This window comes from Actinomadura decatromicini, from assembly GCF_008121305.1.
Classification (GTDB): Bacteria; Actinomycetota; Actinomycetes; order Streptosporangiales; family Streptosporangiaceae; genus Spirillospora; species Spirillospora syzygii.
In genome coordinates this window covers 211,303-225,445 of sequence record NZ_VSRQ01000009.1, presented here as the reverse complement: position 1 = coordinate 225,445, position 14,143 = coordinate 211,303, and the positions used below count along the sequence as shown (strand labels likewise).

The following is a 14,143-nucleotide window of genomic DNA, read 5'->3' as shown; positions in this document are numbered from 1 at the left end:
ACACCCATGGGGTCGACCGGTCACGTGTGGAGACTCCAGCCCACTTCGGGCCTGCGTTCGCGGCACCCAGGGCCCGTTTCTGAATTGCGAAACCCGACTCTGGTGAATTCGCGTCCCAAACTGGACATAGGATCGCAGCAAATTGGCCGGAGTAGGTCACGACATTGATGGTTCGACTCTCCGGATCCTCCGGAAGTCGGCATCCGGGGCACGGCCTGGCGGAAGTCGATGGTGGATCGCCAACCTGTATTGCTATCCTTTATTGGAAGGTATGTCTTGGCCGTCAAGGGTGCGTAAAGTTATTCTGTGCCCGGCGACAGCCCGGCTCGCTGTGGTGAGAGAGTTCGACCGCGGCAAGAGCCTGCTGATCAGCGCCATGTTCGGACGGCCCGGCACCCTTCTCAAAGGTGTTGTCCCGACGATTGGGGCGGTGACTGAGTTGTGGCGCGGGGACGGCGTCGGCCGGGTCTTCGCGGCCAACGGCGCCGGCGGTCTACACCGGCACGCTGGAAGTGCCCGCCCCTGCGGTGCCAGCGGCCCACCGAAGGGGAGCGGGTGAGCGGCATGGGCGCGCGCATCGTGTTCTACGTCGGCAGCGGCCTGCTAGACAACGTCGTGACCATCGGCGTTCACGCGCTAGGCGCTAGGGATCTCGGTGGCGAAGCGGTCAGACGGCGCTGGCGCTCGCGGACGCCGCGCTCCTGATGCTCAAGGGGCTACAGCCGGGCAGCGTGGACCCGGCCGGGATACCGCCGGGCGCCGATCGGGGGACCTGTGTATGCCTTTTGTATGGCGCATTTACCCACCGGCACCAGAGCATTCGTGCTACGAAACAGAAGTCGGCGATGCCGGTCGCTTGAGTCGTCGCAGACGGAGGTTGGATGAACTCTTACGCTCCAACTAGCAGGGCGCCTCGCGGAAGGGACCATCATGTCTGAGTGGATCGTTGACGGAAGCGGTATCACGGCTCCCACTTCCGAGGCGCTCCTCGACGCGGTGCGGCATGGTGCCGTTCGACGGGCTCCCCGGCATCGGCTGGCGGTCCGGCTCCTGGAGATGGTCATTCACGAGAACCGGCGCTGGTTTGGTGAGGCCGCGGTGCGTGTGGACGTGCTCGTCGTCCATGGCGGCACCACGACGGCAGAGTACGCGCCGACCACTTTCAGCTTTCCTCGGGTGAGTGATGGTGACCGCCTGCCGATCGGGGACGGCGGGCTGTTGCTGTTCCACGGTCGTCCGAAGTGGTTCCTGAGCATGTTCGTCGCCGTTTCGCGGGACAAACCGCAGGCCTCGCCGCTGGCGGAACTGGTCCAGGACGTAGTCACGTCCGAGCCTGCCACGACGCTTCAAACCCAGGCGCTCGCGCTCGCCACCGGTGTTCCCGATCCTCAGATGCTGGCGATGGCTTGGCAGTCGGCATTGCTGGTCGGGGACTCGATGCTGAACGCCCTGAGACGGGAAACAGGAGCTTCCATCGGTGTCTACCGCGATTCCTGGCTGCGCGGCAAGGACGGGTGGGGTGTCGGCCGCCATCCGGCCAGCGGCCTGCTGACCGCAAAGGACCTCGCGTTCGCCTTTGAGATCGTCGAGGAGCCGGAGTGAGTGACGACGGCTCGTCGTTCGACGGAGAGCAGCGAAGGGAACTCCTGTCGCTGTACGACTTGTTGATGACAGAGCTGAGCGCCACGCTCACGCCCGAGCAGGAGGCCGTCCTCGGCTTCACCCGGCACCAATTGCGCAACGACCAGCAGGTACCTGCCGACGTGGTCGTCAGCGGGCTGGGGATTCTCGGCGAGCAGGCGAGCGCTGACGGTCGGCCGGACCTTTGGCGCAGGGTCCGGCGCGTCTTGTACGAGGTGACGGCGGACCCGTCTCTCGGACCCCCGTCCGACGCGCAGGTGAGCTACAGCGGTCCTCCATTGACCAGGCCGCAGTTGCGCAGGCTTCGATCGCTGTATGACCTTGCCCTGGCAGAATTGCATGACGCGCTCGCACCGGACGAGTTCGCGGTCTTCGATGCTGTCCGGCACCGGTTACGCAACGGCCTTCCGGTGACCGACCTGGCCGTGATGGGTCTTAGAGAACTGGGCAGACTAGCGGCCGACCATCGACGGTCCGATCTCGTCGTGCGACTTTTCCGCGCCTATCTCGACCTGATCCCGGACGCCTGGAGCATCTGGTACGACTTCGGAAACCATCTGGTGCATTTGGCGGATTTGGAGACTGCGCTGAGTGCCTATGACGAGGCGCTCCGCCGTAACCCCGACCACGCTTACGGCTGGTACAACCGCGGGTGGGTGCACTACGAACTGAAGCACTACGACGATGCCGTGGCCGACTTCGTGGCAGCCGCTCGGCTGGACTGCGATCTGAGATCTTTCGCGAATTCGATCATCCGCCGGATCATCAAGGTTCGTGGATTCGTCGCCGCTTTTCAGATCATTAACGATTCGACGCTGCCACTGGGGAAACGCCAAGAACTCGTCCTGGCACTACGAGAAGCCATCGATGATTCCCGCGATTTCGACGGTTTTTACCTGACCACGCCGCCCGACCTGGCCCGAGACGCGAAAAGCCAGGTGGCCGCACTGGCTCTTCGCGCGGAACTGGCCGATATTCGGCGGGAAAGCCCTCTCGCGCCAGGCTTTCTCTTCTTCAGTCGCACCCCAACGGATTACAACGTCAAAGTCGTTGAAGAGGCGGAACTACTCGAGAAGCTCTGGTATCTCCCGCCAGACGTGTCACCCGGCCCACCGGACCGGGTTCGGCACCTACAGCAACTGGAAGAGGCTCTGCGAGTGGGGCGGGCGCTGGGTGCGCTCGAGGCCCTCTGGGCCGTTCATTACGTCGCGGGCGCGATCGCGTTGTCGTGCCTCATGGACGGCGCTGTCGACTGGCCCTCGCCAGTCCTGCGGCTTGCCGTCGCACGCCGCGTTGCCAACGGTGTCCACCCCGACGATCGAGAGAATGCGGCGAGAGTCAGCCAATGGATCCGAGATCGTGAAGGAAAGGGCGTCTCTGCCTATGCCCTAGACCAGTTTCGCGCTGCCGCGGACACGCTCAAGGAACTGTCGCTCGCCCTGGCTGGACCGGATACCGAGGCGGTGATCCACTCGGCGGACATGAATCAACTGCTGAAGGAGTACATTGCCGCCGCCGAAGGACTCGTCGAACAGGACACTGCAATCCCTGTAAGACTCGGCTCGGTCCTTCGCGCGGAGTCACTGTGGCTGCTCATCGAGCCGGTCTACCGCGAATGGGTCTTGGCCGCCGACTACGGCGGGCGTCCGGACGCTCGCCTCACCGCGCTCTGCCACGCGCGGCAGTTCAATGCACTCGCGGCGACCGAGTTGTGGTCCGAAGTGCCAGCGGAGCGTTGGCAGGCGTGCCGCGCGCGGATCGTCGAGACCTACGGCACCGACATCACGATCAGCGAAGTTCAGGAAGCGCTTGGTCCAGAAGCGGTGCTCGCTGACTACCACACCTACGAGATCTTCGGCGAGACGGTGTCCCGGCTCGCCGTCACCGCCTCGGACGTCGATGTGATGACGCGGGATGTCGACGTCACCGGCGGCGAACTCAGGGCAATGATCACGTCGGGCCGGCCCGCGGCCCTTTCCTCGACCGGGTTTCCTTCGCAGGTGGAAGACCCGCTGGTGCTCCCATCTCCGCTGCCCCGGACCGTAGTTTTGGTGCCGTACGGCTACCTACGCGAACTTCCCATTCATGCCCTGCCCACGGTGCGGGCGGCAATCGACAGAGGCGAAGTGGATCGCGTCGTCTACCTCCCGACCGTCTCGTACGCGACCCGCCCGTACGGTCCCGCGGCCCGCCCTGAGCGCGCATTGTTCGTTGGCTGCGACCCGGCCGGCGACATCGGTTTTGACGAGGACCTGGAATCTCTCCATGAGTATGTCGGCGAGGTCACGGTTCTGACCGATGACGAGGCCACCCACGCCGCCGTGCTCGCAGAAATGCAGCGACACGACCTCGTCCATTTCGCCTGCCACGGTGATCTGGACCCGCGCCTGGCCGCCGGATACCTGGAACTGGCCGATGCGCGGCTGTATCCCTGGGACGTGCTTTCCCTATCAGTCCCCCGAACCGTCGTCATGAATGCGTGCCTGGGGATCAGCGTCCAGCGCATCGAGACAACATCGGACGGTGCCTTCGGGTTGCACGATGCCTTCCTCCTGGCCGGGGCACGACACGTCGTCGGCGGCTTGTGGGAGGTCCATGAATGGACCGCACGGCAGTTCGCCAAGTCGATGTATCGCAGACTGTCCGAGGGAACTGACGTCCCGGCAGCGGTCGCCAGCGCACAGCAGGATCTTCACAGCGCCACGCCCGACCCGTTTCTCTGGGCGCCCCACGCTTGCTTCGGTGAATGGCGATCCTGAACCGTCGAAGCGCGGATGGGCAGCGACCTGGGCCCACTCCGCCTGGCGGGCCGGTGGCGGCGAGCCGTTCTGAACGGCTCGCCGCCACCGCGCGTTCTCCGAGGTGGGCGGGAGAGCGGTTCCTCGATCAGATCCGGGTCGAGGTGGAGGCGTACCCGCCGCCACCGGGGTAGACCCACTCGCCCGTCAGCGTGGTGCCGTCGGCGTCGAAGGCGCCCTGGTAGTAGGCCGGGCCGCCCTTGGCTCCGGCCCAGATGGTCAGCCGGTCGCCCTCCAGTTCGTAGACGTAGTCGAAGGTGTTGCCCGCCGAGTCGTAGTACCGCGACACCACGTCCGCCCCGGTCGGCTCACCGAACGGACGCAGGTTGCCGATGATCTCCATGCCGGTGACCGGCTCGCCGAACTGGGTGAGCTCGACGTGCTGGACGAGGAAGAACCGTCCGGGCATCCACTCGTAGCGCACCGTTCCCTCCGCGCCGCCGGTGACCTTCCAGGTACCGACCAGGCGGTCCAGGGCCTTCAGTTCGGGGCTGGGCTGCTGGGTCTCGATCATGTCGTTCTCCTCTGTGGGTTGCTCGCCGGTACCTCGAAGACCCCTGCCGGGCTTTGACAAGACCTCGCTATGACCTGATTCACACTCGCCCGGCGTCAAAAGCCCCCGTCCGGGTCCGAGGTAGCGAGCGAGAGAACCGACCGACCAGGGAGGACGTCATGACCGCCGCCTCCGTGGCGTTCACCGCGCTGGCCGTCGCGGCTATCGTGATGACCCCGCCGGGCGGCGCCGCCCGCCATGTCGAGCGCCGTCGCCGCGTTGGTGCTGCTGGTGCCGATGTCGTCGGGCTACATGAGCATCCAGACCGCCGTGAATGGTCTGGTCCACCTTCGCCTGGGCGGCCGTCCTCGCGGTGCCGCCGCCGCCGTAACGCGGCCCGCGACGATCGACAAAGGAATTCACCATGAAATACCTGCTGCTCGCCTACACTCCGGCCGCCGCGTGGGACGCCGCCACCGCCGACGTCCCCTCCGAGGAGGCGCTGGCCGCTTTCGCGACCTACCAGAAGCTCGAAGAAGAGCTGATCGCCTCCGGCGAGTTCGTCACCAGCGAGGGCTTGGGACACCCGGCGGTCAGCACCACCGTCCGCCGCGACGGTGACAGGGTGGTCGCCACCGACGGTCCCTTCGCCGAGCTCAAGGAGGTCCTGGCCAGCTTCGCCGTGATCGACGTGGCCGGGAAGGAACGCGCCGTCGAGATCGCGGCGCGCATCGTCGAGGCGCTCGGCGAACCGATCGAGATCCGTCCGATCATGGGCGAGGACTTCGCGCCGTGAACCACGAGCTCGAGCACCTGCTGCGCACCGAGGCGCCTCAGGTGCTCGGCGCGCTGGTCCGCCGCTTCGGCCGATTCGACATCGCCGAGGACGCGGTGCAGGAGGCGCTGCTGACCGCCAGCCAGACCTGGCCGGCCGAGGGCGCCCCGGAGAACCCGCGCAGCTGGCTCATCCGCGTCGGATACCGGCGCATGGTCGACCTGATCCGCTCCGACCAGGCCCGCCACCGCCGCGAGCAGCGGGCCGGAGCGGACGAACTCGCCATGCGGGGACCCGAGCGCCGGGCGCACCCCGCACGCGAGACCGACGACAGCCTGACCCTCCTGATGCTGTGCTGCCATCCCGCGCTGGACCCCACCTCGCAGGTGGCGCTCACGCTGCGCGCGGTCGGCGGCCTGACCACCGCCGAGATCGCCCACGCCCACGGCACGACCGAGCCCACCATGGGCGCCCGGATCAGCCGCGCCAAACAGCGGCTGGCCCGCGCCGGGGCCCGCTTCACGCCGCCCACCGAGGCCGACCGCGACAGCCGTATGGCCGCGGTGATGCGCGTGCTCTACCTGATCTTCAACGAGGGCTACACCGCCACCTCCGGCGACCGGCTCGCCCGCGTCGACCTGACCCGCGAGGCCATCCGGCTGACCCGCATGCTCCACGCCACGCTCGACGACGACGCCGAGGTGACCGGCCTGCTGGCGCTGATGCTGCTCACCGAGTCCCGGCGCACCGCCCGCACCGACGGCAATGACCTGGTCCCCTTGGACGAGCAGGACCGCACCCGGTGGGACCGCGACCTGATCGACGAGGGCACCGCTCTCATCGACGGCGTCTGGCGCCGCAACGAGATCGGCCCCTACCAGCTCCAAGCCGCGATCGCCGCCGTGCACTCAGCGGCCGCCTCTTCCGAACAGACCGACTGGGCCCAGATCGCCGTCCTGTATCTGTGGCTCGAACGGCTCACCCCTACCGCACCGGTCCAGCTCAGCCGCGTGGTGGCGGTGGCCCACGCCCACGGACCGGCCCGGGGCCTGGCGCTCCTGGACGACCTCGACCAACGCCACCACCTGGACCGGCATCCGCTCACCAGGCAGCGGGAGCACGCGGTCCGCGCCCACCTGCTCCAGATGACCGGCGACACCACGCGGGCAGCCGCGCTCTACCGGCAGGCGGCCGACCTGACCGCGAACCGGGTTGAGCAGCGCTACCTGCTCGGCAAAGCCAGCGAGATCAGCACCGACCTTGAGGGACATGCCCCCCACGTCCGCTGACTGGGCCACTGCGTGTTCCTGTCCGAACGGCCGTTGGACGGCGCAGCGTCGGCTACCTCGAATGGCGTCAGGTCGGCGGCACTCACCATCTTGGTCGGCGTCTCGCCCCACAATTCAGGTAACCGGACGACCTGCCGTTATGGACTCGCTCGCACTCTTCGACACCAGGGCGCGGCTGTACGTAGGGCTAAGCAGCGGCCGTGTCCCGGACGCGCCCAAACGCAGGCCCGCAGATCAATGGCCCAGGTGAAGCATGTCCACTCCCTGGACATGTCCATTTGCGGGGATAAGGTGCGTTCTGGAGGGTATTACGACAGAGGACCGAGTTTGCGGCGGGCCATTATTACAGTAACGGTCATTACTTTCTGGAACGACGATAGGTCCCGATGGCTTCGAATCGACAGATAGGGCGGGGCGGTACCCACATCGCCCTGGTCTCACTGGGCAGCGAAGTGGTCCGATGCGGGCTTCGCACCATGTTGTGCGAGCTGAACGCGCTCGAGGACGTGGTCGCCAGCGGCAACTTCGACCACAGCATGGAGTTGCTGCACTCGGGCCGTCCCACGCTGTTGGTTCTGAACTACGGCGACGAGCCCCAGCAGGCGGAGAAGCTCGCGAGCACGGCCGCCGACGTCGGTGTCCGAGTGTTGTTGATGCTGCGGACCGTCACCGGAGAGACGCTCGCGCCGGTCGCCGCCGTACCGGCGGACGGCTACCTGCTGGAGCCGACGCTGACCCGCGAAGTCCTGATGAACGCACTGAGCGACATGGAGAGCGGGTTGGTTCCGATCCCCCATCCGGTGGCGCGCAGGCTCCTGGCCGAGGTCGGCCCCGCCTCCCCGCCCGCGCCCGTCATCCCGCCCGCCCCCGTCGACTCGACCGGACCCGTCGCAGCGGTGCCGGTGCACGAAGGCGCGGAGCCCACCACGCTGACGGATCGCGAGCTCCAAGCGCTGTCGCTGATGGTGGAGGGGCTGAGCAACAAGCAGATCGCCCGTCGCCTGGGCATCTCCGAGCACGGCGCCAAACGGCACGTCGCCAACATCCTGGCCAAGCTCAACTGCTCGAACAGGACGCTGGCGGCCGCCGTCGCGCTCAGCCGCGGACTCGTCCAGGACCCGGGGACCTCGCGCCGGGGTCGACGCCGCTGAACACCAGCCCGCCGCGATCCAGCCCGCCGCTGTCCAGGGCGGCCAGGGCGCGCAGCGGCGCGCGGGCCTTGAGGAGCATCTCCTCGTACTCGGCCGCGGGATCGGAGTCCAGCACGATGGCGCCGCCCGCGCCCACCGACAGATGGCCCGGACGCGCCACCATCGTGCGGATGACGATGTTGAGGTCGGCGGTGCCGCCCAGGCCGAAGAAGCCGATCGCGCCGGAGTAGACGCCGCGCGCCCGTCCTTCCAGCCGGTCGATGATCTCCATTGTGCGCAGCTTCGGCGCTCCGGTCATCGATCCGCCGGGGAAGCACGTCCTCGCCGCTCGGACGGCGGTCACGCCTTCGCGCAGATGGCCGCGCACGGTGGAGACGAGCTGGTGCACGGTCTCGTAGGACTCCACCGCCATGAAGCTCGGCACGCTGACCGTCCCGATGTCGCTGATGCGGCCCAGGTCGTTGCGGAGCAGGTCGACGATCATGAGGTTCTCCGCCCTGGTCTTGTCCGAGGCGGCCAGTTCCTCGCGCAGGGCGGTGTCCAGTCTCGGTTCAGGAGCACGCGGCGCCGTGCCTTTGATCGGCTTGGACTCGGCCATCCTCTCCCTGTCGACCTTCAGAAAACGCTCAGGAGAGGTGCACAGAACGTGCGTCTCGCCCAGGCGCAGATAGGCGGCATAGGGCGCGGGATTGAGTCGCCGCTGAGCGAGATAGAGCTCGTAGGGCGAGCCGTCGAAGGGGATCTCCGCGCTGTTGGTCAGGCAGATCTCGTAGCTCTCCCCGGCCCGCAGCAGCCGCAGGCACTCCTCGATGTCCGCCAGGTAGCGCTCTCGCGGCCGGACGAGCCACGGCTCCGGATCGAACTCCGGACCCGGCTGAGGCGCCGGTCGCGCCCTCAGCCCGCGCCTCCGGCAGACATCGGCGGCGCTGGAGACCCAGGCGCGGGCCGCCTCCCGGTTCTCACGCCCGCGGTCGGTCAACGCGAGCGCCCACGCCTCTCCGGCTTCGTGGTCGATCGCCACGAACCGGGTCGCCGACATCCAGGTGGCGTCAGGCAGGGACGAGACGTATGCCGCAGGCGCACCGCAGTCGCGCTTCAACTCGTAGCCGAGATAGCCGACATAGCCGCCGTTCAGGTCGAACGGCAGCGCCGGATCGCTCGGGACGGCCCGTGCCGCGAGATGCGCGTCGAGCACGTCGAAGATGGATGAGGAGACCGTGCGCTCCCGCCCGCCCGCCCGCACCACCACGCCGCCGGATCCCGGCCGGCAGCACAGAGTCTCGCCGTGCGGCCCGCCCGCGTCGCCCAGGAAGGAGAAGCGGGACAGGCCGGGCTCGACCCGGCTGCTGTCCAGCCAGAAGGAGTAGGGCTCGTCCGCGAACAGTTCGGTGAAGACGTCCTCGGCGTCGGGGACGCCGGAAATCCGCTCGACCTCCAGCGACCAGCGAGGGGACGTCCCCATCCGTGGCGTGGAACCGTTCCGGGCACTCCTGCCCGGCCGGGCCGTCGCGTTGTACTCCGCCGCGAGGTCGCGAAAGTTGGACAGTAGCGTCGGCCCGAAGTCGGTCGAGATCGACTCCGGGTGGAACTGCACGCCCCACCAGGGCATCCTTCGATGTCTCAGGCCCATCACGACCGCGTCCGCGGTCCATGCCGTGACCTCCAGGTCGTCGGGCACGGGCGTGGCGACGCACAGCGAGTGGTAGCGCACGGCATGGAAGCCCTGGGGCAGGCCGCGGAACAGATCGCGCCCGCAGTGCCTGATCTCTTCCACCTGACCGTGGACCGGTGCGGGCGCGGGCACCACTTCGGCGTCCGACATCCAGGCCAGCGCCTGATGACCGAGGCAGACTCCGAGCGTGGGCAGCCCGGAGTCGCGGACGAGGTCGAGCGTGACGCCGACGTCGCGGTGCTGCTGCGGGCGTCCCGGGCCGGGAGAGACGATGAGCGCGTCGAAGCGGCCCAGATCCAGCTCGCCCCAGCCCGGATCGTCGTTGGGCATCACCACCGGCTCCACCCCGTAGGCCCGAGCGGCGAGCTGGAACAGGTTGTAGGTGTAGGAGTCGTGGTTGTCGACGATCAGTGTGCGCACGGCAGTTCCCAGAGGTTGGCGGCGGGCAGGACGGCGCGGTGCCGTACGGCCCGCCGCCAGTCCGCGGCCCTGGCCGAGACCCTGGCGGCCGTCGAGCGGCCGTCGGCGCCGATCCAGGCGCGCACCGGACGAAGGCCGTGCAGGGCGTTGAGGGTCCAGGTCTCCAGCGCCGGCAACTCGGCGAGGTCGACGCTCTCCCGCCGGACGGAGCATCGCCAGCACTCGGCCAGCCGTTCCAGGTGAGTCCTGGTCACCGACGGGAGGACGAGGAGGTCGGCTTCGGGCACGCACAACTCGTCGCCGCGCCACCACACCAGTGCGCTGTGGGCCGTCTCCAGAACGGTGCCGCCACTGCCGTAGAGCAGCGCGTCGTCGGCGCCGACCGCCTTGGCCCGTTCGCGCAGCCCGGCCAGGACGCGAAGATCGGGGCCCTTGACCGTGGGGCACACGCGGGGATCCGGATCCGGCGGGATCCACAGCGTCACCTCGCCGGCGCCGGGAGCGGGCGCGGGTCTGGGCCAGAGAGCAAGCCCGGGCTCAGGCCCGCCGTACGCCTCGATCCTCGGGAACCAGCGGCCATGGGACGGCAGCCAGTGACGCACCGCGTCCAGGAAATCCAGGACGGTCGCGGGCGACAGCTCGGGCGCCAGCTCCGCGCAGGCGCCCAGGAAGCGCCGCCCGTGCAGCATCAGGTCGCGCACCCGTCCATCCGCGACCAGCCAGGAGTCCACGACCGCCGGGGCGCCGGGGCGCCGGTCCGCCACGGGGGTCAGACCGGACGGCTCGTTCCACACCAGGCGCAGGTTCGACATGATCACCACTCTCCCGTGCGCACCGCGAAGCGGCGCAGCTTGCCCGTCGCGGTGCGCGGCAGCCCCGCCCGGAACTCCACGTGGCGCGGCACTTTGTAAGGGGCGAGCCGGAGCCGCGCCAGGGCGATCAATTCGCCTTCCAGCCCGGCGCGGTCCGCGTCGGAACGGGGCACCACGAAGGCGCGCAGCTTCCGCGCGCCGTGCTCGTCGGGGATGACCGCCACGGCGACCTCGGACACCGCCGGGTGCTCGCCCAGCACACGCTCGATTTCCAGAGGGGAGACGGTGATGCCGCCCACCATTTCCATGTCGTCGTTGCGGCCGCAGTGTTTCAGCGCGCCGCCGTCGACGTATTCGGCCAGGTCCCCGGTGCGCAGCCAGCCGTCGCGCAGCGCCCGCGCGGTCTCGGCGGGGCGGTCCAGGTACCCGGCCATGACCGAGGCGCCTCGCACCCAGATCTCTCCCGTGCCCTCCGTGATGAGCGCCCCGTTCTCGCCCCGCAACGCGATTTCGTATCCGGGCAGCGGACGGCCGATGGTGCCGGGTTCGTCCCGCCAGGCGGTGTTGGAGCAGTAGGCGTGGCCGACCTCCGTGGAACCGAGCTGGTCCAGGACAGGAACGCCGAGAAGCCCGCTGGCCCTGGCGCCCAAGGTGAGAGACAGGGACTCCCCGGCCGAGACGGCCACCCGAACAGATGAGAACGCCTCTGGCGAACACTCGGCCACCAGGTTGGCGTATGCGGACGGGACGCCGTACAGCAGCGTCACGCCGTGCCGTGCCACGATCTCGGCGATCTCCGCCGGCGCCGGCCGGTGCGGCACGAGCACGGCGGCGGAACCGGAGAAGAGCGGGAAGACCAGCGCGTTCCCCAGGCCGTAGGCGAAGAACAGCTTGGACACCGACAGCGTCACGTCGTCGTGCCGCACGCCCACAACGCCGTCGCCCGCCGCCCGCTGGTAACGCGCGGGGTCGGCGTGGCGGTGCAGCGCCGCCTTGGGGACGCCGGTCGTACCGGACGTGTACTGCGCGTAGAGCGGAGTGTCGCCGGACACGGCCGCAGCCGATCCGGCGGGGGCGTCCGCGGCCAGCCGCATCAGGCGCTCGCCCGTCAGGACGGCGGTTCCGTCGAAGCGTCCGACGAGGTGCTCCTCCGCCACCACGAGGCGAGCCCGGCAGTCGTCTGCCAGGAAGCCGTGCTCGGCGGAGACCAGTTCGGGGTTGACCGGGACCGCGACCGCGCCGATCCGTGCGGCCGCGAGGAACGCCGTCACCCAGGCGATGCCGTCGCCCATCGCGACGAGCACCCTGTCACCAGGCCGGACGCCTTGGTCCACAAGCACCGAAGCGGCGGAGGCGGCGAGGGCGTGCACCTCGCCGTGCGTCCAGGACCGCTCCGAGGTATGGAAGGCAGGCCGCTGCCACCAGCCCTCCCGGTGGGCCTTGGCGGCGAGACGCAACGCGAGGTTCGCGGACGGGATCTCCGCGCTTTTCCCGTTGCCGCGCCGTGGGGCGGTCGGCGTCTGGACCGTGGCGCGGCCGGACGAAGGCTCAGGCATGGCGGGACCTTTCCGGCGGGCCGCCACGGGGACGGCGCGGCAGGTCGAGGGGGGCGGTGAGGAAGGCGCCGTCCACGGGGCCCACCGGCCACCACCCGCACGTGATCAGCTCCGCGAGCGCGTCGGCGCGGTCGTCGGCGAGCGCGGCGGCGACGAGGGTGCCGACCAGCCAGAGGATCGCCCCCGACATCGCCAGCGCGTCGGCGTCCTCGGGATCGGCGGGACGCAGGCGCGGAGTGGCCACCAGCATCGCCACGTGCTCGGCCAGTTCCAGGCGGTCCGCACGGCCGGTGAGGTGGAGGCGTCGCCGGGCGTCGTGACGGCGGCGCTCCAGCTCGGCAAGCCAGTCGGGAGCCACGCGGTCGAGGAGCGCGGCGGGGACGTCCGGCGCCGGCCGCACCGGCGCGCCCGCGAGCGTCTTCGGCAGACCCTCACTCCCCCGGCGGGGCGCACCGTCCGGTGGCAGATGGGCACCGTCCGGCGGGACGTGCGCGGACACGCCGTGGAGCAGGGCCGCGACGCGGTCGCCGCCGGGTCCGAGGTCGCGGGCGAGTCCCTCCGGCGGGGCGCTCAGCTCGTAGTAACGGGCCAACGCGTCGCCACCTCCGGGTAGTCCAGTCCGAGGTCGTCGCACAGCAGCGCACGGGTACGCCGGACGAACTCCGCCCGCGCCTCGTCATTGGTCAGCCGCTTGATGCCCCATTTACGGAAGGTCTCGTTGTTCCGTGAGTCGCTGCGGCCGAAGAAGGGCAGCGTCATCGCGATGAGGCGATGCGCCGACGAGCGGACCTCTTCGCGGGTGCCCGGATCGGCGGCCAGCCGCTTGGCCCGCGCGGTGCCGAACCCGACGTGGAAGCGCTCCTCCGGCATCAGCGACCGGCACAGATCCCGCAGCGGCACATAGGAGCACTCGCACAGGTCTTCCATCAGGACGACCTCGGCGAGATCCACGATCGCCTTGGTCATCACATATCCGGTCCACGACTCCACCTGGTAGTCGAAGACCGACAGCGGCGGACGGTCGTGGACGTCCTCAAGCCCGAGTTCATTCGCGAGCTTGTTGAACTTCAGATGGTGGCCGTACTCCTCCATCGCCATTCTGCAGGCGAGCCATTTGTCACGCGGAGTAGGCGCGAGCGAAATGGACGGCTCGTCGAACACCGCGGCCCCCGCCGCCTCATTGCGCACATGACTTCCGATGATCTTGCCGAGCGCGGTGACGTACTCGCCGCCGAGCGCGTGCGCCGCGGCGGCGTCCCGGGGTTCCTCGGTGAGTGCGGGCGGCATCCCATCTCCTTCCGGACATCATCGACGGAAGCTAAGCGCGGCCCGGAGCGGAGGCAAGTGCCCGGATGGGCACCTCGAAAGAGCACCTCCCGACTTGGGACGGTGCGTCGATCGGGCACCGCTGGCACGTTCCCGCTGATCAACCTTTCCGGACCGCCCGGTTAGGTTAGGCAACCCTAATCATCGGATGGCTACCTATGATACGTATGCCAATAATTCGAGATTGGTCAGACACTTAGGTATATGTCA

General features: G+C 68.8%; 11 protein-coding genes. 5 read left to right on the top strand and 6 right to left on the bottom strand.

Translation table 11 applies throughout. The annotated features are described in order from the left end of the window. Positions 1 to 930: 930 nt before the first annotated feature. Together FXF68_RS35550 and FXF68_RS35545 are read left to right on the top strand one after the other, a co-directional pair. Positions 931 to 1,602 (top strand): hypothetical protein, encoded by a 672-nt coding sequence (locus FXF68_RS35550; protein WP_148767219.1) that lies wholly within the window; start codon positions 931 to 933, stop codon positions 1,600 to 1,602. Further along, the gene (locus FXF68_RS35545) at positions 1,599 to 4,400 is read left to right on the top strand and encodes a CHAT domain-containing protein (protein WP_148767217.1); all 2,802 of its coding nucleotides are present in this window, start codon (positions 1,599 to 1,601) and stop codon (positions 4,398 to 4,400) included. Before FXF68_RS35550 ends, FXF68_RS35545 begins: the two co-directional genes overlap by 4 nt. A 127-nt stretch (positions 4,401 to 4,527) precedes the next feature. On the opposite strand, the gene FXF68_RS35540 is transcribed toward FXF68_RS35545, so the two are convergent. Next, positions 4,528 to 4,953, bottom strand: coding sequence for a hypothetical protein (locus tag FXF68_RS35540; RefSeq protein ID WP_148767215.1), 426 nt, complete (start codon positions 4,951 to 4,953; stop codon positions 4,528 to 4,530). 403 nt (positions 4,954 to 5,356) lie between these two features. Between FXF68_RS35540 and FXF68_RS35535 the strand changes: the two genes are divergently transcribed. The 3 genes from FXF68_RS35535 (at position 5,357) to FXF68_RS35525 (ending at position 8,147) form a co-directional block, all read left to right on the top strand. After that, the gene (locus FXF68_RS35535; RefSeq protein ID WP_148767213.1) at positions 5,357 to 5,728 is read left to right on the top strand and encodes a YciI family protein; all 372 of its coding nucleotides are present in this window, start codon (positions 5,357 to 5,359) and stop codon (positions 5,726 to 5,728) included. After that, the gene (locus FXF68_RS35530) at positions 5,725 to 6,996 is read left to right on the top strand and encodes an RNA polymerase sigma factor (protein WP_148767211.1); all 1,272 of its coding nucleotides are present in this window, start codon (positions 5,725 to 5,727) and stop codon (positions 6,994 to 6,996) included. The genes FXF68_RS35535 and FXF68_RS35530 overlap by 4 nt, the downstream gene beginning before the upstream one ends. 386 nt (positions 6,997 to 7,382) lie before the next feature. Next, a complete protein-coding gene (locus FXF68_RS35525) occupies positions 7,383 to 8,147 on the top strand; it encodes a helix-turn-helix transcriptional regulator (RefSeq protein WP_148767209.1) in 765 nt (254 codons plus the stop codon). On the opposite strand, the gene pabB is transcribed toward FXF68_RS35525, so the two are convergent. From pabB to FXF68_RS35500, 5 genes are read right to left on the bottom strand one after another with little or no spacing between them, the layout of a single operon-like run. Then, a complete protein-coding gene (gene pabB, locus FXF68_RS35520; protein WP_148767207.1) occupies positions 8,092 to 10,239 on the bottom strand; it encodes an aminodeoxychorismate synthase component I in 2,148 nt (715 codons plus the stop codon). The two genes, FXF68_RS35525 and pabB, sit on opposite strands and share 56 nt — an antisense overlap. Further along, the gene (locus tag FXF68_RS43460) at positions 10,227 to 11,051 is read right to left on the bottom strand and encodes an aminotransferase class IV (protein ID WP_148767205.1); all 825 of its coding nucleotides are present in this window, start codon (positions 11,049 to 11,051) and stop codon (positions 10,227 to 10,229) included. Before FXF68_RS43460 ends, pabB begins: the two co-directional genes overlap by 13 nt. Positions 11,052 to 11,053: 2 nt before the next feature. Beyond that, the gene (locus FXF68_RS35510) at positions 11,054 to 12,607 is read right to left on the bottom strand and encodes an AMP-binding protein (protein WP_148767203.1); all 1,554 of its coding nucleotides are present in this window, start codon (positions 12,605 to 12,607) and stop codon (positions 11,054 to 11,056) included. Then, positions 12,600 to 13,199: a hypothetical protein gene (locus tag FXF68_RS35505; protein WP_148767201.1), complete on the bottom strand. Its 600-nt coding sequence runs from the start codon at positions 13,197 to 13,199 to the stop codon at positions 12,600 to 12,602. Before FXF68_RS35505 ends, FXF68_RS35510 begins: the two co-directional genes overlap by 8 nt. Further along, positions 13,178 to 13,894, bottom strand: a complete 717-nt coding sequence (locus tag FXF68_RS35500; protein ID WP_187438272.1) for a Phenylacetic acid catabolic protein — start codon at positions 13,892 to 13,894, stop codon at positions 13,178 to 13,180. The genes FXF68_RS35505 and FXF68_RS35500 overlap by 22 nt, the downstream gene beginning before the upstream one ends. Positions 13,895 to 14,143: the final 249 nt, after the last annotated feature.